Genomic DNA, 24,958 nt, shown 5'->3' with positions numbered 1-24,958 from the left:
GGTTGTATTCCATATACCGTAAAGAACTTCGCCTTAACACCTGGTCCAGCACACTGCGGCTGCATGCTCACACAGAATCGAGGGTTTCCAGATTGGTCGATTCCCGTAATGGTGAAATGCCATGTCGGGGTCGGGGCACACGCCGACGCAAAGCCAAGGAAGGCCATCATGGCTAAGAGGCTCAAGAGTCTGGTGCATCGTTTTGTATTCACTCTCCACATTTCAAAACATAAATACGCATTTGCGCGGAAAAGAACCTCCAGTGTGAAGGTGAACCTTCATCCTGTGGCTTTCCCACTCGTTCCCCTCAGCACAAGATCGTCAATTGATCGTCAACATCGTGATCTCAGGATGCAATAAGCTCGGCAAGCCGTTGAAGCCCGGTGATAATGTCTTTTCCAAGATGGATATGTATAAGACGACGCTGACGGGTGGCGAGACTTCTGAAGTCTCCCATAGCTTGGGCCGTGGTCAGCATCCCGAAGGTATATGATTTACCAGGAATGGCGAGCTCCATCTCGTCATCAGCGGTCACATGGAAAAAGACACCGGTCCCTGGGCCGCCCTTATGCAGCTGCCCCGTTGAATACAGGAATCCTGGGCCATAGCCGAGCGTGGTCGCCACACGAAATTTCTTTCGAATAGTAAGTCGGATGGTTTGCAACAGGTGGTGGACGACGTGGGTCCGTGGCAAATAGACATTGAACGCCACATAATCCCTCGGACCAATCCTCGCAAGATGGGTCATCAGGACGTCGCGAATATTGCTTTGCATGAGATGTTGCGCATTGACCGGGTCAAGATACACTTGAAGCCCGCGGTGGACGAGAAAATGCCCTTCAGCCGGAAGCGCTTTCGTCCGTTGATATATCTCCAGCAGTGCTTTTGTGTTGTCCTTGGTTTCCTGGACATTGGGTTGATCAAAGGGATTCACCTGTAACAGAGCTCCCGCGACGGCGATTGCCACTTCCCATCGAAACAATTCTTCTCCGATATTGATCAAGTCCGGGACGTCGATCTCAATACATGGGTGGCCGGCCTCTATGAAAGCTGTCAGCGTCAGACGGTCCGCATCAGGGGGATGGTTGAGGGAGACAAAGACTCGATCGGTGTCATAGTCATCAGGATGGCCGAGCAGCTCGTCTGCAATGGGAATTAAACCCTTGGCTTCTTTCCCCGTGCTTTCAGCCAGCAGGTGTTCTAACCAGGCCCCGAATGGCTCGAGAGACCGGGACATAACAAATGTCACTTTGTCTCGCCCATGCTTCGCAAGTGTGGCCAATATCACCCCTAATGTGATGCCAGGATTGCCTTCTGGCGGGACACAGGAATCGCAGCTATGGCGCATCCGCTCGGCTCGATACAAAAGATGGGTGACGTTGATGCCCATGAGGGCCGCGGGCACGATACCAAAGTTCGAGAGCCCTGAGTAGCGGCCGCCAATATCCGACACGCCCGGGAAAATGTGGCGAAACTGATGCGTGTGTGCAAGAGATTCAAGCGGCGAGCCCAGATCCGTGATCGCGATGAACTGCCGGCCGGCTCGGTCAGGATGCCTTTGGCGGACCTGCTCGTAGAAGTATTGAAATAAGACGAGCGGTTCAATCGTGGCTCCCGATTTACTGGATACAATGAAGAGGGTATGGTCAAGATCGAGGCGTTTTTCGAGACCGCGAATCTGAGCGGGAATCGTGCTATCGAGAATGAGAAGCTCCGGGTAGCCGGCGACCGGGCCAAACATTTGGCGGAAGACGTCAGGACATACACTGCTGCCTCCCATGCCGAGCAGGACGCACTGCGTGAACTGTTCGGCTTGGATTGCCTTAACAAAGTCGGTGAGTTCGGCAACCAAGTGAACCTGACGCTCAATCACGTGGACCCAACCTAGTGCCCGACGAATAATGGCTTGATGTTGAGGATCTTGGCTCCAAAGCGTTGGATCTTTGGCCCAGAATCGTCTGTGAAACCCGTCCTGGCGTAAGCGCTCGAGCGTGGCATGGACCTCCCGGTGATAGCCATTTAGGGTGACGCGTTGGGTGTCGAACTTCGAACCTAGTAGAGATAGCCGCTTGTCGTTAAGCGTTTCCATGAGAGTGTCAAAGGCGTCCCGAAAGAGCCGGGTGCCATCTGCCAGCAGACGCTCGGTGATTACTGATAGATCAATTCCGCACTGTGGTAACTGGGCCAACACTTCTTCGGCTTCAGTTAGACCCTTTGCCAGGCTGGCCTGAGGCTTCCAATGGTCCCGGAAAGCGGTAAAGGTGGCGGCGGGAATTGTAACGACCGTATCCGGGCCGATAAGTGCATCGACATAGTACGTGTCTGGGTATCGTCTGTTTTTGGTGCCCGTGCTGGCCCAGAGAAGTCGTTGGACTCTGGCGCCCTGACTCTGCAATCTGAGAAAACGAGGATGTGCACACAACTGTTGAAACTTCAAATAGGCGACTTTTGCATTAGCAATAGCGACCTTGCCCATGAGAGTTCGAGCGAGATCGTGGAGAGCATGATCCTGAGGGGCCTGAATCACGGCATCAAGACGTTGATCGACAGCTGTGTCAATACGGCTCACGAAGAAGCTGGCGACGGAGGCAACAGTCGCCAACTCCCCACCATTGCCCCGGAAAGCTTCCATTCCTCGGATATAGGCCAAGGCCACGCGTTCATAGACCTCGACACTAAATAACAGCGTGGCGTTGACGCAGATGCCTTGGCCAATCAAAAACTCAATGGCCACAATGCCCTGCGGTGTCGCCGGAACTTTGATCATTACGTTCTCGCGGTTGATAGCAAGATGAAGACGGATGGCTTCCTCAATGGTTCCCTGCGTGTTGTCTGCTAAGTTCGGATCGATATCTAGACTGACATACCCATCCCTCGCCTGCGACGTCTCATAGATCGGATAAAGAAGGTCAGCCGCATCTTGGACATCGGCAATAGCGAGCGCTTCATAGATTGCCTTGGCATGCCCCGTGTGATGAACAAGCTCGTTGATGGAGGAATCATAATCTGAACTGCCGGCGATCGCTTTTTCAAATATGCAGGCGTTCGAGGTGACTCCAGATAGCCCATCCACTTCAATCAGCTTCTGTAATTCGCCAGAAGCGATCAGTTCGCGGCGGATGGAGCCATACCATGGACTCTGTCCGTACTCATGCAGTTGCATGAAGGGACTGGCCATCGGGTCAATGCATGGTGTCATACTCTACCTCTCAGACGGTGAAGCCCCTGTTAATAGGTACGTCGTCGCTGGCCTTTGTCGACTCAACGGCGTGGTGAAAGACAGGCTGTCGCTAGGATGAATCTGCGAATAAGCCTGCTCCAGCAAGATAGGCTTCGAGGCTCTATGTCGTCGGGTCGGTCTGTAGATTCCAAACCAGCTCACTGACATGCCTGCGGTTCGACATGGCCGCCGAATTTGTATCGCATGGCCGAGAGCACCTTTTCGGCAAAGGTGTGGTCTTGGCGCGAACGGAATCGGGTGTAGAGAGACGCGGATAGGACTTCCGCTTGGACCCCCTCCTCTATCGCCGCCATGACCGTCCACCGCCCTTCACCAGAGTCCTGGACGGAGCCGGTAAAATGGGAGAGGTCGGGACTCTCGGCCAGCGCCGTCGCCGTTAAATCGAGCAACCACGATCCCACCACGCTGCCACGCCGCCACACTTCAGCGATGTCCGCGAGATTCAGGTCGTACCGCATTTCGGGAGGAAGGTGTTTCGAATTGGCATGGCGACAGATGTCGAAGCCTTCGGCATAGGCCTGCATCCGGCCGTATTCAATACCGTTGTGGACCATCTTCACGAAGTGTCCGGCTCCAGCCGGCCCGCAATACAGGTACCCGTCCTCTGCTGATCCCTTCATGGTGTCCCGGCCTGCTGTCCGTGGAATGTTACCGCGTCCCGGGGCCAAGACTCTGAAGAGAGGCTCAAGGCGTTTCACGACGGGCTCTGGCCCGCCAATCATCAAGCAGTAGCCACGGTCCAACCCCCAGGTGCCCCCGCTCGTGCCGACATCGACGTAATGCAGTCCCCGAGGTTTCAGCGTCTGAGCACGCCGGACGTCGTCTTTGAAGTAGGAGTTTCCTCCATCAATGATGGTGTCATCCGAACTCAGCCGGCGCGCAAGAGACGCAATGGTTGTTTCGGTTGCGTCTCCCGCCGGCACCATCACCCACACCGCTCGCGGTGGGCTCAATCGGCTGATCAAATCGTCCAGGGAACTCGCCCCAACGGCTCCTTCATCCGTCAACTGCTGCACGTGCTCACGATTCAGGTCGAACACGACACACTGATGTCCCCCGCGCATCAACCGGCGCACCATATTGGCTCCCATTCGTCCCAAGCCGATCATTCCAAGTTGCATACGTCGTCCTCCCTCTGCGCCAGCTTAGCCGCCGCTTTCGTGTCATGAATGAATCGCCTGCACAGAACCTTTTGTCCCCGCATGTTACAGCCCAACTCGACGGTCATTCGTGCTCCTTTGGGCTCTGCCATCCCCCGAACGGCGCGATGAGCGCATGCGACTCAGTCGGCCCCCAGGTTCCAGGTGCATACTCATGTACCGGCGTGGACATCGTCAGAATCGGGTCCACCACGCGCCAGGTCGCTTCGACGCCGTCCTGTCGCGCGAAGAGCGATGCATCACCGATCATCGCATCGCCGATCAGCCGTTCGTAGGCTTCCATCTCGTCTCCGCGCTGGTGACAGACAAAGAGTTCCGTCTCGTTGCCGATCATCTTGTCTCCTGGCACTTTGGCTCGAGCCCCGATTGCCACCGCCATCCGATCGGGGCCCAGCCGGAAGCGCACGTAATTGCGTTGCGCGTGCTGCACCTCGCCAAACACATTCTGGGGCGGACGCTTCAAGGTCACCAAGACCTCCGTGGCCGTGACCGGCAACTGCTTCCCGGCTCGGATAAAGAACGGCACCCCCGCCCAGCGCCACGAATCGAGATCGACCCGGAGTGACGCAAATGTTTCCACGTGGGAATCGTGGGCCACCCCGGACTCGGTGCGATACCCCCGAAACTGACCACGGATCAAGGTGTGCGCCGTGAGCGGCCGCATGCGTTTAAAGACCTTAATCCGTTCGTCGCGCAACGCTTCTCCCGCTCCACTGATGGGTGGCTCCATGGCGAGATTCGCCACGACCTGCAAGAGGTGATTCTGGACCACATCGCGGAGGGCCCCGGTTTCTTCATAAAAGCTGCCTCGCCCGGACACGCCGAACTGTTCCGCCATCGTGATTTGCACACTCTCCACATAGCTACGATTCCAGATCGGCTCGAGAAAGGAATTGGCAAAACGAAAGTACAATAAGTTTTGGATCGACTCCTTCCCCAGATAATGGTCGATGCGAAAGATCGCCGATTCATCGAACACCCTGTGCAGAGCCCGGTTGAGCGCCTGCGCCGAGGCCAGATCCCGTCCGAACGGCTTTTCGACGACCACACGCGCGCCACGAGAACAGCCCGACTTGCCGAGGCCCTCTACGACCGTGGGAAACATACTGGGTGGGATGGCCAGATAATACAGGGGGCGTAGCGCTCCGCCGAGTTCCTGGCGCAGGCGGATGAAGGTCTCATCCTCCCGGTAGTCGCCATCGATAAACCGAAGCCGCTGCACGAGCTTGCTAAAAGCCGCCTCATCAACGCCCCCGCCGAATTGAGTCAGGCTCTCCCGGACGCGCTCTCGAACCTCGGCGACGCTTCGATTGGCTTTGGCCACCCCGATCACGGGTACCGTCAGATGACCCCGCTTGATCATGGCCTGGAGGGCGGGAAAGATCTTTTTGAAGGCCAAATCACCGGTGGCGCCAAACAGCACGAGCGCGTCTGCGTGTAAGCCCGTCATCATTCCCTCCACATTGAATCAAGCACGCCCATACGTCTTCTTGTGTCGCGGCATGGCCGAACAGCGCCTCCACTCACCGCTGTGGAACAGACCAGCGACCTCTCACGGGAGCCGAGATCGTGGAGGAATAGGTATTGAGCCGACCAGAGGCATTCCCCTTGGAGTGGTGTTGGACTGCGTCCAGGAGGCTGTCGAAGGCATCCCTGAACACCTTCAATCCCTCTTCCAACAAGCGGTCGGTGATCGCCTTCATCGACACACCCGCCTGCTCGAGCGCAAGCAGGGTGAGCTTTGCCTCGTCGACACCGACGGTGAGCCGACGCTCTGGGCGTCCGTGATCGCGAAAAGCCTCGAACGTCGCTGGAGGAATCGTCGTGACCGTTTCAGGACCGATCAGTTCCTCCACATACCGCACATCTGAATACTGCTTGTTTTTTGTGCCGGTACTGGCCCACAACAGCCGTTGGGTCATCGCCCCGCGTCTGGCCAGGCCGTCCCATCGCGCCCCGGAGAACCGCGCCTGGTACCGCTGATAGGTCAGCTTGGCATTCGCAATAGCAATCTTCCCTTGGAGCGCCCCGAGCATCGCCTGCGTCCTCTCGTTCGTTGAGGGCTTGAGGTGCGCGGCAAGAGCGGCCTCTGCCGCCGTATCCATGCGGCTGACGAACACGCTAGCCACACTGGCCACGCTCCCGACATCGCCCCCCCGGGCGGCCAACTGTTCTAAGCCCATGAGGTACGCTTCCGCGACCCGCTCATAGGTCTCCTGCGAGAAGATGAGCGTCACGTTGACATTGATCCCTCGACTGAGCAATTGCACGATCGCCGGGATTCCTTCAGCAGTCGCCGGCACTTTAATCATCAGGTTGTCGCGCCCGACGGCGTCCCACAGTCGACGCGCTTCGTCGAGTGTGCCCCGAGTATCGCGGGCCAGATGGGGGGAGACCTCCAAGCTCACGTAGCCATCACGCCGCTTCGTGCGGGCATAGACGGGCTGCATGATGTCCGCCGCGGCTTGAATGTCTTCGATGGCGACCCGTTCGTAGCGCGCCTTCGCGCTCAGGCCAGGCTCCCGCCCCACGGCGCGCAAGGCGTCGGCATAGTCCGCCCCGCCGGTGATGGCTTTTTCGAAGATGGTGGGGTTCGACGTCACGCCACACACTCCGTCTTCGACGATTAGGCGTTGTAAGTCTCCGCTCGCGATGAAGCGGCGCTGGATATCATCCAACCAGACTGATTGTCCGAATAGTCGCAGGGCAAGCACCGGATTGACGGTGTGGGCATGTGAGACTTTCATCATGTCATCTCCTTGAACAGGGTTCGTGTCGTTTCCGAAGGGACATGCTGGGGTTCCACCGGAACAAGACCGTCTCTGAATAGACTCATGAGCTCAAACATTTATCTGCTTCCCGCGCGGCCGACCTTGCGAGTTGGTCCTTCACCGCGGCGATGATGCGTTCAGGAGTAAACCCGAACTTCTTCTGTAACTCTTTGAGCGGTGCCGACGCCCCGAAGGTGTTCATCCCGATGCTTACCCCCGCCAGGCCGACATAGCGATCCCAGCCTGTCGTGGCGGCTTGTTCGGCGGACACGCGAGCCGTGACGTGCGGCGGGAGCACCTGGTCTCGATAGGCCTGACTCTGGCGCTCGAACAATTCCCATGACGGCATGCTGACCACACGGGCTTGGATGCCGTCCGTGATGAGTCGCTCATAGGCGGCAAGGCAGAGCGACACTTCGCTTCCTGTGGCCAGGAGCAAGACCTCCGGGTGGCCATTCGGCGCCTCGGCCAGAACATACGCCCCCCGTGCCAGGCCGGAAGCCGGGGCGTAGACCGTTCGGTCCAGGGTCGGAAGGGCCTGTCGGCTGAGGACGAGTGCCGCCGGCTCATGCTGCAGCTGCAGGATGACGCGCCACGCCTCGACCACCTCATTGGCATCGGCGGGCCGCAGGACGAGCAGGCCCGGGACCGCTCGCAGGGAGGCCAGCTGTTCAATGGGCTGATGAGTCGGTCCGTCCTCCCCCACGCCGATCGAGTCATGCGTGAATACATGAATGACCGGAAGTTCCATGATGGCGCTCAGCCTGAGAGCCGGCTTCGCGTAGTCGCTGAAGATCAAAAAGCCGGACCCGAAGGGCCGCACTTTCGATAAGGACAGCCCGTTGAGGATCGCGCCCATCGCATGTTCGCGAATCCCGAAGTGCAGGTTGCGTCCGCGGTAGTCGGCGGGAGTGAAATCGCCGGCCCCCTCACCGGTGAGTCGAGTCTTGGTGGAGGGGGTGAGGTCCGCCGAGCCCCCGATAAGCCACGGCACCCGGCAGGCCACCGCGTTCAACACCGTGGCTGAGGCATCCCGCCCGGCCAGGCCCTTCGCGTCTGATGGAAAGGTCGGCAGATCCTGCTCCCAGCCAGAGGGGAGCGCTCGGCGCTGCATTTGATACAAGGCGTCTGCCAATTCGGGGTACGTGTGTCGGTATTCGGTGAATCGCGCCATCCACTGCTCGCGCGCCGTACGTCCCCGCGCTCCCATGACAGTTTGAAAATGCTCCGGCACGCCCGACGGGACAAGGAATTGCGCATTCTCCGGCCACCCGTACTGGCGCTTCGCCAGCTTGATTTCCTCGTGGCCCAATGGTTCCCCGTGCGCCGCACTCGTATCCTGCTTATGCGGGGCCCCATAGGCGATATGGCTATCAACAATGATCAAGGTCGGCCGATCTTGCGTATTCCGAAAGACCGCCAATGCCCGGTCGAGCCTCGCCAGATCATTGGCATCGCCGACCCGTCTCACATTCCACCCGTAGGCCGTGAAGCGGGTCGCCACATCCTCGCTGAAGGCCAAGTCCGTATGCCCTTCAATCGTGATGTGGTTGTTGTCGTAGATCCAGCAGAGATTGGACAGTTTGAGGTGGCCGGCTAACGACGCCGCCTCACCCGTGACGCCCTCCATCATGCAGCCGTCGCCGCACAGCGCGTAGACGTCATAATCGATCATCGGAAATCCAGGACGATTGAAATAGGCGCCCATCCACCGCCCCGCCATCGCCATGCCCACGCTTGTGGCGACGCCTTGCCCCAACGGGCCGGTCGTCGTTTCCACACCGGACGTCCATCGATACTCGGGATGGCCTGGACACTTACTGTCCAGCTGACGGAAGCGTTTGATGTCATCCAGTGTGACCGAGAGTTGCCCGACCGTTTCGTAGACAGGATTGACCGCCTGCACTCGGCAGAGATGCAGTACCGAATAGAGCAGCATGGAGGCATGCCCGATCGAGAGAACGAACCGATCGCGATTCGGCCAGATGGGATCGGTGGGATCAAAGTTCAGGAAGCGCTGCCACAGACAGTACACGACCGGGGCCATGGCCATGGCCGTCCCGGGATGCCCGGAATTCGCGTGCTGCACCGCATCCATCGATAAGGTTCGGATGGTGTTGATGCATTGGGTGTCTATTGATTGTGTCTTCATCGAAAGCCAGCTCCACTTAGATTCGGCACAGTGAGACCTCCTTCTGGTGCGTCGACACCGTCCGACTGTCTTCCGTTTACTCAATGTCAGGAACTTCGGTATGTCGGGATTCAAACGAGAACGATGGACGCCCTGCATGTCCAGTTCTTTCTGCTCTACACCTAAGCAGGTTTTGATTGATTAGGGATGTGAGCAAAGATCGGGCCAGTCGTACGATCGGGGAGCAGGCTTCAAATAAACATACTTATGAGATGACTGATTCCAAGAAGTCGTGATGAAGGGCGATCCTGAACGGACTTCCGTGTCCCTTGACGTCACGACGTCGACCGAACTCTTCATGCACCGTTCATTTCGATTCCGGCCACAAGTACGGAGGCACCATCAACCCAAGCTCTTTCCCCTGTGTTTTTGTGAGGCGTGTTTTCATCGAGAGGTGGTAGCGCACATTCGGATCAGTCCATGAGACCATTGCGGCTTTTAATGACAAAGATGTTCCCCACGAAGTACACTTCATCATCAATAAAATATATGTGCGCGCTAAGCCGTCCCGCGTTCTGCGCGATAATGCACAAGGCGCCCCACGCGGACGAACTTGGGAAATTATGAGTCTTGCCCCTTCCCAATAGTTGTAAGTTCTAAAAGAGGTACCAGCCAAGTAGGCCTAGAGGTATACCAAACGTGCCGATGCACCATGGCATGGCCAGCAGTCCCTCATTGCAGACCTTCTGCCCTTGCGTCTGCGATATAGCCGATACGGTTCTTTGTTTGTATCAACATCACATTCACGGAGTCGTATGAGGGGACACCCCATAATCACAGTGGGGCCGATTTAGTCACCTTGGCCCGTGATACCACTGACGCTACCTGCGACAACGGCTTCATCATTCCCTTCCATGCCTTGGAGTCTCTCCCCTGTACTCATCCGCGGTTTCTGAGGAACCTGTCCCGCCTGAAGCCACAGCGTTCGGCCTCGACTCGTGGCGAGCAGCAACTCCTGGGTCGCACTCAGCAGGAGAAGAGTACTGAGACCACCGGTTCGCTCCGTTTGCCGCAAGGCCGCCATCCCTTTGCCGCCAGGCGTGGCTGCATGATACTCCTGCAGGCTGGTTCGTTTCGCATACCCACGTTCAGTGATCGTGAGCACTTCCCATTGTCTCTCCGTAGCGGCTGCTATGCCAATGACTTGGTCGTGTCGTGCCACGCTCATGGCCGGCGTCGCGTTCGCATCGCGATTCGTTGGCCGCAGTTGATCCGTGGGGAAGAGCAACACCTGCCCATCCTGGCTATACATGGCAACCGTTTTGGCCTGGTCGCTTGAGAGGATCCCCACGACGCGGTCCCCTTCTTCCAGTGAGAGAAGAGTCACCGCCCGTCGCTGAAGTGGTCCTACGGACTCCCAGAGAATATGTTTGGCAAAGCCCTTTGCAGTGGCCACAATCAACCCTTTTTGTTTAGGATTTTGTGGCTGAGGGACGATCCCCACCAAACTTTCTCCGTCCTCAATGGTATAGACCTGATTCAAGTGAATGCCCCGCTCTTGCCCCTCATGGACCGGAATGCGATCAAGATCAATACCGAACAGTCGACCCTTGGAAGTCATGCAGGCAATTCGTTGGCCGCCATCAAGACGAACCACCTGCATCACAGGGTCCGCTCGTTTTCGGTCTCCCTTGGGCCTGACTGGTCTCCGTCGCTCCCCTCCCGTCCACGACTCAAGAGGAATCCGGCTCAAGTAGCCTCGTTGCGTCATGAGCGCCATCATGGGACCGAGTGGCTCTGGGTCCAGCTCTTCCTCGAACTGATCCGACCGCATGATTTTGGTGCGCCGCGCATCCCCATATGCCTTCTGTATGCTCTCTAACTCTTCCTTCACCGCCCGATCCACTTTCTTCCGGTCCGCAATTAATGCTCGCAGCTCCCGAATCTTACGCGCGATGTCGCTTCGCTCCCGCTCAATCGCCGCTCGTTCCAGAGCGGTGAGCCGCTGCAGCTTCAAGTCCAGAATCGCCGTGGCTTGGATCTCCGTGAGCCGGAACTGACGTTGCAATTGAGCATTGGCGGCTTGTGGCGAAGGGCTGCGGCGAATCAGTGCAATCACGCGCCCTAAGGCACCGAGCGCGATATGGAACCCTTCTAAAATATGGGCGCGATGTTCGGCCTTCCGCAGCTCGTACGCACTCCGGCGGAGGACGACTTCTCGCCGATGTGCGAGGAACAATTCCAGCATACGTTTGAGGGTCAGGAGGGTTGGCCGATTGTCGACGAGAGCCAGGAGATTGATCCCGAAGGTCGTTTCGAGCGGCGTGTACTGATAGAGATTCCGCAAAATGGTTTCCTGTGTCTCGCCGCGTTTCAATTCGAGGACGATCCGGATCCCGTCACGGTCACTTTCGTCGCGGACGTCCGCGATGCCGCTCAGCCGCTTCTCGTTGACCAGTTCGGCGATCTTCTCGATCAGTTTTGCCTTGTTCACTTGATACGGGATTTCCGTCACCACGAGCCGGCTACGGCCGCGCTCTTCTTCTGTGATCACCTTGGCCCGTATCGTGACAGCCCCTTTGCCAGTGGCATAGGCCTCTTTAATTCCCTGCCGGCCGACAATCATGCCGCCCGTCGGAAAATCCGGCCCGGGCAACAGTTTCAGTAAGGTTTTCAGATCGGCGTCAGGCTGGTCGAGCAGAAACAACAAAGCCGCGATGACTTCCGACAGATTATGCGTCGGGATGTTGGTGGCATAGCCGACTGCGATCCCACTGGCGCCGTTGACGAGCAGATTGGGCAGCCGTGTGGGAAGTACCGTGGGTTCCATATGGGTCTCGTCATAATTCGGGCCGAAATCAACCGTGTCTTTGTCAATGTCCGACAGCATCTCTTCCGCGATCGGACTCAGCTTGGCCTCGGTGTACCGCATGGCCGCCGCGGGGTCGCCGTCGATGGAGCCATAGTTGCCTTGGCCCTCCACGAGAGGATAACGCAGGTTGAACGATTGGCCCATGCGCACCAGCGTGTCATAGATGGCGCTATCTCCATGAGGATGGTAGTTGCCCATCACTTCGCCGACAATCTTCGCGGCTTTACGAGTGCCACCGGTGGGCCGCAGCCCCATCGAATGCATGCCATAGAGAATGCGGCGATGCACCGGCTTCAACCCATCTCTTACGTCGGGCAGGGCTCGGCTGACAATGACACTCATCGCGTAATTCAAATACGAGGTCCGCATCTCTTCTTCGATGCCGATATCCATGATGCGTTCTTGGACAGGACTCATAACGAATTCACTCCTCCTTGTAACAGCTCAGCACGATCGAAAGTTTAGTTTGCGCCATCGGCCTCACCTTACCGGAGGTCGTTTGCGAAACGCGAGGCCTATGGGTGACGTTCAACTGCCGTCCCGTGTTGCCCGAATTCATGCATCCGTCCCGGATAACCAAGCGTTATCTGAGGAACCAGCGGTACATAAACGGCCCGCCAATGGCAAAAAATGAATCCTATGGGCTTTCCAAGAAGCTCAACATGTACCTCATGTACTGCATGAAGCGTTGCATGCCTTGATCGATAAGGTAGTGAAGAGGTTCAGGTCAGAGACCGTAAGGTCCTTGCATCTTCCGCTTGTTTTGTCTCGCAGACCTTTCTATCCTTCCCTGGCTGCTTGGCCGAATCACCATCCGATGGCGCTACGAGAGCGACAGTATATGAGCCGGAGATCCGCCTTCGAGGCACTGAACCCCCGGCCGGTTGTTTTCCCTTTACTCTATATGGCCAGCGGGTTCTTGCTGGCCTTTCTGTTTATCTTGTGGTACCCGAAACCTGCCGGCAAACTCCTGCATATCCTCGCCTCGTTCTTTCGCTAAACGTGGGATGAAACGACGCTGTTGTCGCCTACCTCACGTCCCAACGCGCTGCTCCAAGTCCTGCCGCATTCACATTCACATCAAAACCAACGGGCAGATTCGCGTTGGTACTACCGCCCTAGCGACGTCGCAATTCCGCCACTCTCGCTTCGCGGTTGAAGTAATATAACCGTATGTCTCAGATGCTGGGTCCAGGTCTAGGGGCCAACCGAGCCAATACCTCTACCGTCCGAGCGCAACACAGTCATGGCGTGTGGCCAGTCCACGCGCCTGACCTGAAACATAAGGTATTACTTCAACTATACCCTGTGGCCCGTGAGCTCGCTGGCTCCCATCGATACGCCCTCTCAACGCAAGTGTCATTCTTTCGAGTCATGCACGAGCGTTTCGGATGGTGTGTGTGCGAAGGCCTCAAAGGGTTATGTCACCCCGCCATCATCCCGAAGCGAGGACACAATGACCGAGGAAAGGATCTCCTCAATTCCTTCATCATCGAGTTCGAGGTAGGGGAAGTACAAACCCTAGTCGTTGGCTCGCATCTCGCGAAAACTAGAAACCCGGTTTTCTTGTCCTCGAGCCTCTTTCCTCGTTAACCTTCGAGGTCCTGGAATTATGCGACTCTTAATCCGGGACAGATTCCCCCAACGAACGATCAAACGGGGGCGATGATCTCATAGAAGAATCTTTTTGCAGACACGAGAGTTTCCTGCTTGGGATGTACGGGTTACCGGAGGCAGTGATCGACCTTTTCGGACGGTTCAGTCACATCGGGCTACAGGGCCCGTGGGTCTGGGGCCAGGGAAGCTCCTTAGAAACTTCCCACTGACGCCGCGCGATAATTGGAACGTGTGATACGGGCGGTTTTGTTTCTAGCAGTCTGTGCCGGTGGGTCCCATAAGACTAGCGGGCCTTTATTATCCTAAACCCTCACGACCGATCTGCTTCCTCCCTACCTCAAAACAATACACCCGCTGAACGGGCGCAGAAGCCTCAGGACGCCGCCACCCCAATATCATCTCATGCATTACTTTACGTTCTACTTTCGCTGTGAAGCCTCCCTCGCATCGCCAATGTGATCGCCCTCATCAGGTAATGGGTGCTCTGCTTTGAGTAAGGAGCCGGGCACCGCTTGCCTAAGCGTGAAGCTAGGTCATTGTGCTCGGCTCGTTTAGAGAACACGTGGATTAATTTCGCATGGGCAGAGCCGCTAGAGTCCTAACGGCACGGTTCGGATGGACGGTTAGCTCGTATGGCAGTGTCAGTATACTTGTCAGGCGTCCAGCAACATACTTTAACTTTAACTGTTCCACGAAAGCATTCAACACATCAATGCATATCAGAATAAAGAACGTATCACCAATAGTTGCAAGATGAAGTTAAAGTAACCGCATCTTCACGGCACAGATATGGAGGAGGGTAAAATGAACTTACGCCTACAGTATGGGACTGGCACCGCGATTTTCCGTGCCAGCTTTGCAGCATCGGGGCTCTCACGACCGTACAGGAGCACTTCATGAGCCCGTGTCGACCTCAAGGCCGTATTGTCTAAACGAATTAGCTCTGACCACCCGCCCGAGGATTCTCGGCTCACGATGTCCTATATATAATTTTTATATGTCAAGTTATAGTTTACGCCCGTGTCCCCGTTGGCGAGAGACTATCGTTGCGGATCGGTCTTCATCATCCATCTGTGGGACCATCCGGCGTACGAGACGATCACTCGTTGCTACCTCATGGCTGCCTAAACCCTTTGCGTTGCAAGCCGTCATCAATCCCCTGCCCTGCGGTTCCACCAGTGCGGGGTCCCGGTCCATCGCTTGTTCACTAGCCAGCTTCGTACACTCCTGATAATCGCATTCAAAGCTGGCCATGCCTTTCGTGGGATGCTCCCAACTCTGCGTCGCACAGCCTATCTTGAAGCAGAGGACTGGAATAATGTGCCACGCCTGCATGGCCTCACCTGCTTGGATAGTTGACGTCACAACCTCCAGGTGATTCACAACGCAAGTCGGCCGCGCCGCGCGAGCGCAATCAGGGGAGGGTGGCCGGGTGCGCTCGAGTTGACCAATCCTCAGGTGCTGGCACGCTTTGAAGTCAAGATTGACGTTGACCCGGTGACGGGCTGTCGGCTCTGGACGGCGGCGATCGACGCGGATGGGTACGGGCGGATGACTGCGCACAAGAAGTCATATGCGGCGCACCGGTTTATTTTCCAGAAATATTTTGGTCCTATTAACAACCCGAACCTTGATATCGGGCATGAGTGCGGAAGCCGGCATTGTGCTAACATCGACCACCTGCACCTAATCACGAGCAAGGATCACGAGGATGAGACATGGGAAGATCGCAGGCGGAGGGAACGGGAAGGGAAGGAAGAAAAGGAGTAATGTTAAGCGGACCGCCTATATCATGCTTAACGATGACCTGTCACGGATTCTGTCAAAGAGCTAAGCTTCGTGAACGGGGAGGATCTGGCAAGGGTGATATTGCCGTACCAGCGGGATGGGAGGCTCCTCAAAGTCGTGCACGTGGACGCGATCAGACACAATGACATCAGGGACGTGATACGAGAGCGGCATGAATTAAGGAATCTTCATAACCAGCACTTTGAACTGGTATGGGACGACAATGATGAGAGCTGGAGGGTCGTCTATTAACGTCTAACATGTATTAAACCCGGCGCTCCGCCTTCGCGATTGCCATGATCACCCGCCGGCACACATTCCCGTCCTCACAGGCTCAGAATGACGACTGTGCATGTTTGGCGATTATGGAGACATCCGTAAGCATGGTCCGGATTCGGCGGGTGGCTTCTACGCTATTCAGGGTCAGCATGTTGACATCCATGATGACCAGATCGGGATGCACATCCCACGGGATCATGTGGACGAGACCTGGGATGGGCGCCGGAGATAGGAACGGGAAGCGAGGAAAGGTGGAGAGTAATATGAATCGGATAGCCGAATAACTTGTGAAAGCTAGAACTTAATCTGCTATGTCAAAGGTCAAGGTCCCTGAGAAGCCCTCCCAATCTGCTATTCGTGATCGGAACGCCGACCACAGGTCATCAATTCGAGGGATATCGATGAGAAGAAGGAGCATACTGACAGACGCCCCGTCACTGCCGACGAGGCAGATAAAGTCACGCTCCTTCCGTCCTCTGAATCCACAGTTGGCTTCTCGGCGCCATGGACTTACGCAGGGTACGGCTGCCGGAGGATCACCACGCGTCTGGCGTGCAGGAGCAGACGACGGGCCACAGCGACCACAGCGCGCTTCGCACCTGTTCGTAGTTTCAATCGGTCATAAATGGATCGCATCCCGGGATCTTTTGTGAGAAACCGCCACGCGGCTTCTATGAGCGTCCCGCGGAGCGCATTTTTGCCGGACCGGGTAATGCGGCCCATACGGACCTTGTCCGCACTGGAGTGCTGTGAGGGCGTCAGCCCAACATACGCCGCCAATTGATCGCCGTGCCTGAATCGGTGCAGGTCGCCTAATTCTAACAGCAACTCCATCGCCGCAATGAGACCAATGCCCGGAATGGTTCGGAGCCATTGAACCTGCGATCGATAGCGGTCCGTTTCTGCGAGTGATCGGAGCAATTTGGTCTGCTTGACGATCTGACCCGTGAGGAATTCGTACTCCTCTAAGAGCCGTTGAAAACTGTCCTGCAACCACGCGGTAGAGAACCGGAGACGCTGTAAGTTCTGTAGGTAAATACGGGTCCATGGCCCTGTGGGCTCAGGAAGCTCAATGCCGTAGAATCGGAGTTCCGCTTTAATGCGATTTTGCGTGCGAACACGATCGCCAATGAGCTGGCGGCGCCGCCGAATGACCTGTCGGTGCATCCGACCCTCTTCGTCTGGTACCCAGACCTGCTTCAGCAGCCCCTTCGCTAACAGCAGGGCCAGTTTTCGGCTATCCTTCCGATCGGTTTTCACTCGATTGCCCGCCTCCTGAGGAATCAAGCTGGGCGGCGTGACGATACAGGTGGCGCCCACCGCCACCAGCCGATCGTGAAGCCAGTACCCAAAATATCCCGCCTCGTAGACGACGTGCAGCACGGCACGGCGGTAACGACTGAGGAGGGCCTGCAACGCATCCCATCGACCGGGAATCGTGCCGTGGAAGAGTTCTACCTCCGTTGTTCTGACCGTGACATGCCAATTCTTTCGGTGAAGATCAATGCCAACAAAGAGCACTTGCCCCACGTCCTGCTGCTTTTTCTTGGTCGCCATAGAAGCCTCCATCATAATGAGTAGAACGAAGACTTCCAGGAAGTACTGATCCTTCTCACTGCAGGCAATACTCTCTCCAGAGCATAGTGACTGACAGTCAGATAGAGTCCTCGCCTTCAAGAAAGGAGCGAGGACGATGACCACGGAGCAGAAGATCATCAAGACCAAGGTGGGTGTATTGGAACTGGCGAAGCAACTGGGCAACGTCTCCAAGGCCTGCCAGCTGATGGGGTATAGCCGAGATAGCTTCTACCGGTTCAAAGAACTGTACGAGACGGGCGGTGAGGCGGCGTTACAAGAGATCTCCCGGCAGAAACCGCTACTCAAGAATCGCGTCGCCCCGGAGGTGGAGCAGGCCATCGTCCAGATAGCAATTGACCAACCCGCGTGGGGCCAAGTCCGCGTCGCGAACGAACTGCGCCAGCAGGCCCTGACGATTTCACCGGCCGGCGTCCGGGGTATCTGGCTGCGGCATGACCTGGAGACCACGCGGAAACGCCTGAAGGCGTTGGAGGCCAAGGTCGCCCAAGACGGGCGGGTGCTGACGGAAGCCCAGGTGGTGGCCTTGGAGAGGGCAAAGGCGGACAAAGAAGCCCATGGGGAATTTGAGAGCGAATGTCCCGGCTACTGTGGCGCGCAAGACACGTTCTATGTCGGGACCCTCAAGGGCGTGGGCCGGATCTATCAACAGACCTTCATCGACACGTACAGCAAGGTGGGCTTTGCGAAGCTGTACGACCGCAAGACACCGGTGATGGCGGCGGAACTGCTAAATGACCGGGTCTTGCCGTTCTTTGAGCAGCACGACATTCCGCTGAATCGGGTCCTTACCGATCGCGGCACGGAGTATTGTGGCGCACCCGAACGCCATGAGTATGAACTGTACCTGGCCGTGGAGAACATCGATCATACGCGGACTAAGACCCGGCATCCTCAGACCAACGGGATCTGCGAACGGTTCCACAAGACCATGTTGAACGAGTTCTACCGTGTGGTGTTCCGGAAGAAGATCTATCGGACGCTCGACGAACTCCAGGCAGATTTGGACGTGTGGCTGCGGGAGTATAACGAACAGCGGTCCCATCAAGGCCGCTGGTGCTACGGCAAAACGCCGATGCAAACGTTTGGGGACAGTGTGCCGCTGGCGAAGGAGAAAATGTTAGCAGCCTAAACCCGGTGAGGACTTGCTGTCTGTCCGATGAAGTCTTGAGCTATACAAATAACTGATCTCCCCAGGCTAGCGTTTCGTATGTCGAAAACGCCGAACATCGCGGCTCAGAAACTGAGGATGAGCTAGTCATCACGCTCGTACATGGGACCTTTGCCCGTGGAACAGCAGGGTGTAGTGGCCTCAGAACATCAAGGGCGTAGTGGTAAACATCTGAGATGATCGCTGATGCGGCTTGATGGGCCAAGCTTGCTTTCGAGGACGTACTGGAGAGTCACGCTCCCTTACACTAAGCTTCCTGCTTTGTCGCTCTCTCCAGCCAGGTAGCCTGCCGCACAAGAGTCTGGCCTAGGACTCGACTTCGAATCCTGCCTTGAGCTCGGATCGCAACCCCTCCTTTGGCCCCTGATCATGGCGCGGGCACTCGACACACGGTTTTTGCTCGAACCAATAACCATACCAGGGTTAGCCCCGAGCTAAGAATAGCGAGGGCAAACATCCAATCTCCTATGAAAAACGCCAGCAAGGCATGCGCGACGTGACCTCTAGCCAAAGCACGATTTGCGAACAGGGCGAGGGCAATGGGCATCAAAGAAAACACAACCACGCCTCCAGCCATCCAACCCACTCCTTTCAAGATACAATCCCATCGATGTGCAGTGGTCCTTGCCAGTCTCGTTTTCCCCATTTCACCCTGCGGGTAGACCCGGGCCATCTTCATCATCATCTCCTTCCTCATTGCCAACCATGGATTAAGGCTTCGCAAGCCCCGTTTCCAACTCAAACGGCGTGTCTCATCTGAGATCCGTCATCATTCATCCTCCTCGTTGTCTCATGGCCTCTCGCGAACACTGCGCACTTGTGGAAGGTGCAAACAGCGTTCCTATTTCGTTTGCTAATCATCGACAATAAAGATTCAGAATCACGACAGATCGTTGTTCGGGGCAGCAGCGCTGACGTCACAGCCCGTGGAGTCTCGTGATTTTCCACGATGGCTGCGACCGCACACGTCGGTGGCGTGACGTGAAGAATGCAGAAGCATTAAGCCAGATGGGTGCCCCAGCGCAGAGAAGCTGACAACCTTGACTTTACGCCGTGCTCATCTATAGTAACCGCATGGAACGAGGCCGGCTCGCCGCCATTCGGCTGCTCTGCATCCTCCTCCTCCTCGTAGGAGTCGATCTTTCGGGAGAGAGGTGGTTTGACTACGCGTACCAGATCGTCCTTGCGGTGGAGGACGACGTCCGGGCCGATAAGAATGACCACCAGCTCGGAGATCAGGATTCGTTTACAGCCACTCAGCTGACCGCGACAGATGATCTTCGGCGGTTTAGCGGGGTGGCGCTACTTGCCGCATTACACCGAGCGATCGACACCCATGACCCTGCAAATCCGCTTCGCGCGCCTCCTGCGTAGTTCTCCTCGCGTTTTCCCAGACTGATCACATCTGAAGAATCTCAGACAGGACTCGCATTCATGTCCTTCGCGAGAGTCCCCTACTCATGACCGTGCGGAATGGGCGACTTCAGGATCAATTCATTGCGGGTCTTGTGCAATGGCCCGTCGGGCAACCGGAACGTGGACAACTGTACCGCCTACACTAGAAGCGGGTGAAGGGGATAGGGAAGGGAAAGGGAGCACTGTGATGACACGGTTAAAATTACCGCCGTTGGCCCTCGTAATCGATGATGATCATGTAATGACACAACTCTGCTCGCGAGCCCTTGAACAACTGGGAGTACAGGTGATCGGCTGTGATACGAGCGCTAAAGCGGCCGACGCCATGCAGTTGCATGGCCATCGTATCGTGTGGATTCTGGCGGACGTGGTCTTAGCTCGGCCTAAGTCTAAACTGGTTGGGACCGGTACCGAACAAGAGAGTGATGGAGCCCGACTCCTTTCTCTTCTCAAGCACGCCTGTCCGGCTGCCATCGCCGTACAAATGTCAGGGTATTCGGTGGAGGAGCTGGCCTCCATGGGATATGAGCTGGAAGTCCCACACTTTCTTCAAAAACCCTTTACGCCTCAGATGCTTCGCACCATGGTGAAACAACTACTGCCCAATCTCAAAGTCCCGAGCCAGCCTATTTTGCCCGCCACGGACGTGACGTGGTGGGGGTAAAGTCTTAGAGCCTGGATGACGTTGCATGCATGAACATCGCTACAATGGTTGGAGTGATTCTCCAATCCTAGGAAGAGAAGGGTGTGTGGTTTCCTGAGGCGATGAGAAGAGACTCAACCACCTAAAAGTGCCACCTCCAAGGACAACTTATCGTCGTCGGTCTCCCCGTCCGCCCTCTTGGTGCGCCAGCGCTTTGCATGGCGATATTAAACAAGGAGCGAAGGAAGGCTTCCGATCGGAAACGCTGAGAAGACACCTGGAAAAGGCCAGAATGCGAACGGGCGTCCCTTACTGACCGCCTTAAGGGTGATGTTAAACGGCTGGAAACAATATCCAGCTTCCTGCCAACGCGACACAGCGATTCAAGATGCTAGTCGATAATCTTGCCGCAGTGAGGCACGAGGTATTCTAAAGGAATCATTGGGGCGGGCAGATCCAACTTCATCCGACCCCGGATGGAAACAGTAGGTATCTAACGGCGGAAATGTGTGGGGAATTATGCAGGACTCATTCGACTGGCACTCGGTCAAAATAAGTTTGGTGGAGGGCACACCATTTCAACCCCAGAGAAGGCAGGTCGATGTGTATTATGGCTATAAATTACAATTTGTTTCAAGATCATACATCAAGTAAGCGTTTTACTTCTGGCCGCGCCTTCGGCACATCAGAGGTCATAGCTAAAATGATCAAAGGCTTAGAATGCCTTCAATGTAAATAGGTTTAACTCCTCGGACATGACCACCCCCCAGAGTTCTCGGCTCAGCGACCTTCTATATGTTTTATTATGTCAAGTGACGGTTTCGTCCGTGTCCCCTTTCGCGCGCGGATGGGTCCGCGCATACAGCTGAAGCAGGTTTTCGATTCCGCCCACAGCAGGCTCTTGAAGGCTCGAGAGCGAGGCCGTTCCTAACATGTACTGTATCCCACCAGCATTGGCGCCTTCGTCGAGCAGATGGCTTGCGAACGATCGCCGCAAGCCGCGACCGCTGATTCCTCCACCCGCCAGACCACGCGAGTATCTTGAGACGACCCTGCTGACGGTCTGTGCCGTCAGACGCCCTCCATGCCGATTCAGAAAGACCGGTCCGGAATCCTTTCTTGGAGACTCACTCATCCCTTGACGATGTGCCGCTAGGCTGTCGAGCGCTCGCTGGCCTATCGGCGTTCGCCGCGCTTTGTTTCGTGGCCCATGAAGCACCACAGTCCCCTCTTGCCAGTCCACATCAGACCAATTCATCGCGACCAGTTCGCTGACCCGCGCGCCAGTCGAGTACAGCGTCTCTAAGATCGCTCGATCCCGGAGGGCCTGCGTGCCCTCCCCTTGCGGCATTTCCATCAAGGCCTCGGCCTCATCCTTCGTTAGCACTTTACTGATACTCACGTGAACCTTCGGAGACCGCAGCTCTTTCCCAGGGTTCACACGAACCACGCGTTCGCGCAGCAAGAATTCATACAAGCTGCGGATGGCCGCGAATTTTCTTGCGATTGTCCGTGGTTTCTGTTTTCGATGAACCAACGAAGCCATATATCCTCGGATCGCATAGGCGTCCACCTTTCTGGCATCTAGGGCTGTCGCGCGGGTTCTTAAGAACGCTTCAAACTGGTCAAGGTCTGCGTGATAGGCACGGATGGTTCCAGCAGATGCCCGCCTCTCCACTTCGAGGAATTGAAGAAAGGCCTGGATCGATTCACGAAGTTCCATGGAAACATCCATTCAACAGCGCTGGATTCATGCAGTGTGCGTTCGCACCAGAGGGGCCGGGTCAGGGCGCCTAAACTCAGTCTTGTGATGGCAAATCCAAGTCAGCATTCAATTTTGGTTTCAAGGTTTTCGATGCGTCTGCAGGAATCAGCGCCTTGATGGTTCATGCCAAAGATGATGTAGCGAGAAAGTTTTACGAACGCTTCGATTTTATCCCCTCGCCGACTCCTCAAAGATGTTCGAAAGGCCCTCTCATAACACCCTCGTCGTCAACCCCCGCTCCAGCGTCTGGATCGGCGTCAATTTATCCACACAGAAGGTGGCCGCATGTTGCGAGGGTTCGAGCACAGGCCAAGGATATCGACGGCCTTGCCCTCGAATTCCGGATCGTCAGACGCCAGATAGCGCTCGAGGCAATGGGACTTGAGCCATGCCGAGTCCAGACCTCCGCGACCATCATGCGGGAGATGCCGAGGACCTTTGCCGACCCGAATTCCAAGGCATTGAGCCGTCCTGCGGCCCACGCGCGTGGCATCCAGGATCCTCGCTTCAGCTTGGGCGTGACCCCTGACACCGGCTGCCCGCTGTCCCGGCTATAGAGCCCGGCCAAGCGCTCCGCGGCGAAACGGCGACTCCACCGCGCAATGTAGCTGTCGCCGCACCTCAGCTGGATGCGAATCCCAACCCAACTTCATGCCCTCAACCAGTAACAAGATACAGCGTGCTTGCCGCGATTCCTCGGCAGGGCCTTTACGGCTCTTGATTCGTCGATCCAGTTCCATCCGTTCCGCGTGCGTTAACGTCATGGCCCCCTCAGTGGAGGCCGAGTATTACACGAACGTTTCAGATGTACACGTCACTAGTCAGTTCTCAGAGCCCACCATACGTCTCTCTCATTGCCGGTAGCGGATAGAAGAGCCCTTTACTTTGTAGTCCTAAGCCTACGGTAAAAGAAGGCTATAGGAGATTGTCCTTCCCGGTGGCGAAGTTTATGGTTTTGTGTCCTGAGGCTCGGATGTTGAACGATCGTTCAAATTCATCTCGCTATGCGAATGTATTTTCTGATCGGCCTTCGACATGGCACCTATTCTGTTTTCTTTTTAATACTTGTTCTCATGCATCTCTTTGGCATAGAGGAAGAAGTACTAGGCGCGGCCTTCTTCAATCCTAATCAAAGTGCTTCAGCTGCAGGACAAGGTACGGCCTTCTCGGCTCAAGCAGATGATCCCTCTGCCCTTCACTACAATCCGGCCGGAATGACTCAACTGCCGGGCCTCCAGCTGCAAGGCGGGACAAGCCTTCAGGGAGGCGGCATATCATTTGAAAACCAAACCGGTGCCTCCACTGCTGGAGACCTCGGGTCCAGTATAGCGACCCCTCCACCAAGTCACGTGTACGTGACAGCAAACCTTGGGGATTTGGAAAGCAAGTGGCTTCGCGGAACCGTCATTGGAGTAGGGGTCAATACGCCATTTGGCCTCAAGACCAGGTATCCATCGGATGCTCCTTTTTCAACAGCAACCACATTTGCCGCTCTCCCGTTGCTCGATATAAAACCAACGGTCGCGTACAAACTCAATGAACAGATTTCAGTTGGACTGGGGGCTGACATCTACACCTTCGCCAGCTTCATCGGCACTGGCCAGCTTGTGCAGCGCTTTACCTGGCCGGGAGGAGGCGGCATTCCGGCGGGAAGCCCTGTAGAAGTGAATGGGAGTGACACGTCCGCCGGCTTTAATGTGAGCTTCCTCTATACTCCCCTGCGTAACGCAGACGGCAAGGCACGAGCCAATATAGGATTGGTGTATCGAAGTCAGGCCACGCTGCATCTCAACGGGAGATTTCTCGTTGGCGGGGCTCCGGTCGCGGATGCGTCAACGACATTAGTCCTCCCGCAAATCTATACGGCTGCATTCGCCCTTTGGCCGATTCGAGATAGCGTCCATGAATGGAAATTGGAGATGGACGTCAATTATACCGGATGGAAGTCGGTGCGCAATCTGGATGTACATCTGTCCAATGGATTAGTGCTTCCCTCACCACAGAACTGGGAAAGCACGTACACGGTGATGGTGGGGTCAGAATATAAATGGCTGCAACCTGCGGCCCTTTCCGGCTGGGAGATAGCGCTGCGTGCGGGCTATCTCTACGCTGCCACACCGATTCCGGACACTACGTTTTCTCCAGCTATTCCTGATTCAAATGAGCACGTCGTATCTATGGGGATGGGGTTTCTGTGCAAAGAGAAGGCGTCGTTCTTCGGGATAATTCCCTGCGCGTCGGATCGAGGAGCCGTACAACCCAAAGGCATCGGACTAGACGTAGCCTATGCAGCCATTTTATTCGAACCACGAACGATTACCGGGAATCTTAATCCGACCGTCAATGGCACCTATCATACCACTGAGCATTCCGGCACCATCACACTGCGCCTCGCGTTTTAGGCCATGCCATGCAAAGATGGATAGGTCGTTTCGTCACGAAAATCCGCGATCTCTGGGAAGAGGGTCCTGCCCCCGATGCCGCCCTCAATTATGAAGAATGGCATAA

At 56.2% G+C, this 24,958-nt stretch carries 16 protein-coding genes; 5 read left to right on the top strand and 11 right to left on the bottom strand.

What is annotated here, in order from left to right; translation table 11 throughout:
- Window positions 1-346: 346 nt before the first annotated feature.
- From ACWHYZ_RS12250 to ACWHYZ_RS12220, 7 genes are all read right to left on the bottom strand, one after another.
- Window positions 347-3,199, bottom strand: a complete 2,853-nt coding sequence (locus ACWHYZ_RS12250) for a bifunctional transaldolase/phosoglucose isomerase (RefSeq protein WP_447982978.1) — start codon at window positions 3,197-3,199, stop codon at window positions 347-349.
- Between the two features lie 179 nt (window positions 3,200-3,378).
- Window positions 3,379-4,362, bottom strand: a complete 984-nt coding sequence (gnd, locus tag ACWHYZ_RS12245; protein WP_447982977.1) for a phosphogluconate dehydrogenase (NAD(+)-dependent, decarboxylating) — start codon at window positions 4,360-4,362, stop codon at window positions 3,379-3,381.
- Window positions 4,363-4,465: 103 nt separating this feature from the next.
- The gene (gene zwf / locus ACWHYZ_RS12240; protein WP_447987577.1) at window positions 4,466-5,851 is read right to left on the bottom strand and encodes a glucose-6-phosphate dehydrogenase; all 1,386 of its coding nucleotides are present in this window, start codon (window positions 5,849-5,851) and stop codon (window positions 4,466-4,468) included.
- A 73-nt stretch (window positions 5,852-5,924) separates the two neighbouring features.
- Window positions 5,925-7,151: a transaldolase gene (gene tal / locus ACWHYZ_RS12235; RefSeq protein WP_447982976.1), complete on the bottom strand. Its 1,227-nt coding sequence runs from the start codon at window positions 7,149-7,151 to the stop codon at window positions 5,925-5,927.
- A gap of 82 nt (window positions 7,152-7,233) precedes the next feature.
- Window positions 7,234-9,324: a transketolase gene (tkt, locus tag ACWHYZ_RS12230; protein ID WP_447982975.1), complete on the bottom strand. Its 2,091-nt coding sequence runs from the start codon at window positions 9,322-9,324 to the stop codon at window positions 7,234-7,236.
- Window positions 9,325-10,153: 829 nt separating this feature from the next.
- Window positions 10,154-12,592, bottom strand: coding sequence for a DNA gyrase subunit A (gene gyrA, locus ACWHYZ_RS12225; protein ID WP_447982974.1), 2,439 nt, complete (start codon window positions 12,590-12,592; stop codon window positions 10,154-10,156).
- 2,205 nt (window positions 12,593-14,797) lie between these two features.
- A complete protein-coding gene (locus ACWHYZ_RS12220; RefSeq protein WP_447982973.1) occupies window positions 14,798-15,127 on the bottom strand; it encodes a hypothetical protein in 330 nt (109 codons plus the stop codon).
- A gap of 39 nt (window positions 15,128-15,166) precedes the next feature.
- On the opposite strand from ACWHYZ_RS12220, the gene ACWHYZ_RS12215 reads away from it, so the two are divergent.
- Window positions 15,167-15,562: an HNH endonuclease gene (locus ACWHYZ_RS12215; RefSeq protein ID WP_447982972.1), complete on the top strand. Its 396-nt coding sequence runs from the start codon at window positions 15,167-15,169 to the stop codon at window positions 15,560-15,562.
- Window positions 15,563-16,369: 807 nt separating this feature from the next.
- Here the strand turns inward: ACWHYZ_RS12215 and ACWHYZ_RS12210 are convergent.
- Entirely contained in the window at window positions 16,370-17,416 is a 1,047-nt protein-coding gene (locus ACWHYZ_RS12210) for an IS110 family transposase (protein WP_447982971.1), read from the bottom strand.
- Window positions 17,417-17,552: 136 nt separating this feature from the next.
- On the opposite strand from ACWHYZ_RS12210, the gene ACWHYZ_RS12205 reads away from it, so the two are divergent.
- Window positions 17,553-18,587 carry an IS481 family transposase gene (locus ACWHYZ_RS12205; RefSeq protein WP_447982970.1) on the top strand — a complete coding sequence of 345 codons (1,035 nt, stop codon included), beginning with the start codon at window positions 17,553-17,555 and terminating at the stop codon, window positions 18,585-18,587.
- Between the two features lie 406 nt (window positions 18,588-18,993).
- Here the strand turns inward: ACWHYZ_RS12205 and ACWHYZ_RS12200 are convergent, their stop codons facing one another.
- The gene (locus ACWHYZ_RS12200) at window positions 18,994-19,311 is read right to left on the bottom strand and encodes a hypothetical protein (RefSeq protein WP_447982969.1); all 318 of its coding nucleotides are present in this window, start codon (window positions 19,309-19,311) and stop codon (window positions 18,994-18,996) included.
- Between the two features lie 389 nt (window positions 19,312-19,700).
- Between ACWHYZ_RS12200 and ACWHYZ_RS12195 the strand changes: the two genes are divergently transcribed.
- The gene (locus tag ACWHYZ_RS12195; RefSeq protein ID WP_447982968.1) at window positions 19,701-20,000 is read left to right on the top strand and encodes a hypothetical protein; all 300 of its coding nucleotides are present in this window, start codon (window positions 19,701-19,703) and stop codon (window positions 19,998-20,000) included.
- Window positions 20,001-20,229: 229 nt separating this feature from the next.
- Window positions 20,230-20,706: a response regulator gene (locus ACWHYZ_RS12190; protein ID WP_447982967.1), complete on the top strand. Its 477-nt coding sequence runs from the start codon at window positions 20,230-20,232 to the stop codon at window positions 20,704-20,706.
- A gap of 787 nt (window positions 20,707-21,493) precedes the next feature.
- Here ACWHYZ_RS12190 and ACWHYZ_RS12185 read toward each other — a convergent pair.
- The gene (locus ACWHYZ_RS12185; protein WP_447982966.1) at window positions 21,494-22,408 is read right to left on the bottom strand and encodes a tyrosine-type recombinase/integrase; all 915 of its coding nucleotides are present in this window, start codon (window positions 22,406-22,408) and stop codon (window positions 21,494-21,496) included.
- 593 nt (window positions 22,409-23,001) lie between these two features.
- Window positions 23,002-23,214, bottom strand: a complete 213-nt coding sequence (locus ACWHYZ_RS12180) for a hypothetical protein (RefSeq protein ID WP_447982965.1) — start codon at window positions 23,212-23,214, stop codon at window positions 23,002-23,004.
- Window positions 23,215-23,454: 240 nt separating this feature from the next.
- Here ACWHYZ_RS12180 and ACWHYZ_RS12175 point away from each other — a divergent pair, with 240 nt between their 5' ends.
- Complete coding sequence (locus tag ACWHYZ_RS12175; protein ID WP_447982964.1) at window positions 23,455-24,852, top strand: OmpP1/FadL family transporter; 1,398 nt, start codon at window positions 23,455-23,457, stop codon at window positions 24,850-24,852.
- Window positions 24,853-24,958: the final 106 nt, after the last annotated feature.

It is taken from the genome of Nitrospira sp. Nam74 (genome assembly GCF_965152615.1).
Note: the sequence above shows the minus strand (reverse complement) of the source record. Positions and strands in the feature narration are given on the sequence as shown.

Coding starts and splice junctions, on each gene's coding strand:
- ACWHYZ_RS12250 (WP_447982978.1), bottom strand. CDS start 3,199: ATGACACCATGCATTGACCCGATGGCCAGTCCCTTCATGCAACTGCAT.
- gnd (WP_447982977.1), bottom strand. CDS start 4,362: ATGCAACTTGGAATGATCGGCTTGGGACGAATGGGAGCCAATATGGTG.
- zwf (WP_447987577.1), bottom strand. CDS start 5,851: ATGACGGGCTTACACGCAGACGCGCTCGTGCTGTTTGGCGCCACCGGT.
- tal (WP_447982976.1), bottom strand. CDS start 7,151: ATGATGAAAGTCTCACATGCCCACACCGTCAATCCGGTGCTTGCCCTG.
- tkt (WP_447982975.1), bottom strand. CDS start 9,324: ATGAAGACACAATCAATAGACACCCAATGCATCAACACCATCCGAACC.
- gyrA (WP_447982974.1), bottom strand. CDS start 12,592: ATGAGTCCTGTCCAAGAACGCATCATGGATATCGGCATCGAAGAAGAG.
- ACWHYZ_RS12220 (WP_447982973.1), bottom strand. CDS start 15,127: ATGCAGGCGTGGCACATTATTCCAGTCCTCTGCTTCAAGATAGGCTGT.
- ACWHYZ_RS12210 (WP_447982971.1), bottom strand. CDS start 17,416: ATGGCGACCAAGAAAAAGCAGCAGGACGTGGGGCAAGTGCTCTTTGTT.
- ACWHYZ_RS12205 (WP_447982970.1), top strand. CDS start 17,553: ATGACCACGGAGCAGAAGATCATCAAGACCAAGGTGGGTGTATTGGAA.
- ACWHYZ_RS12200 (WP_447982969.1), bottom strand. CDS start 19,311: ATGATGATGAAGATGGCCCGGGTCTACCCGCAGGGTGAAATGGGGAAA.
- ACWHYZ_RS12195 (WP_447982968.1), top strand. CDS start 19,701: ATGGAACGAGGCCGGCTCGCCGCCATTCGGCTGCTCTGCATCCTCCTC.
- ACWHYZ_RS12190 (WP_447982967.1), top strand. CDS start 20,230: ATGACACGGTTAAAATTACCGCCGTTGGCCCTCGTAATCGATGATGAT.
- ACWHYZ_RS12185 (WP_447982966.1), bottom strand. CDS start 22,408: ATGGAACTTCGTGAATCGATCCAGGCCTTTCTTCAATTCCTCGAAGTG.
- ACWHYZ_RS12180 (WP_447982965.1), bottom strand. CDS start 23,214: ATGACGTTAACGCACGCGGAACGGATGGAACTGGATCGACGAATCAAG.
- ACWHYZ_RS12175 (WP_447982964.1), top strand. CDS start 23,455: ATGCGAATGTATTTTCTGATCGGCCTTCGACATGGCACCTATTCTGTT.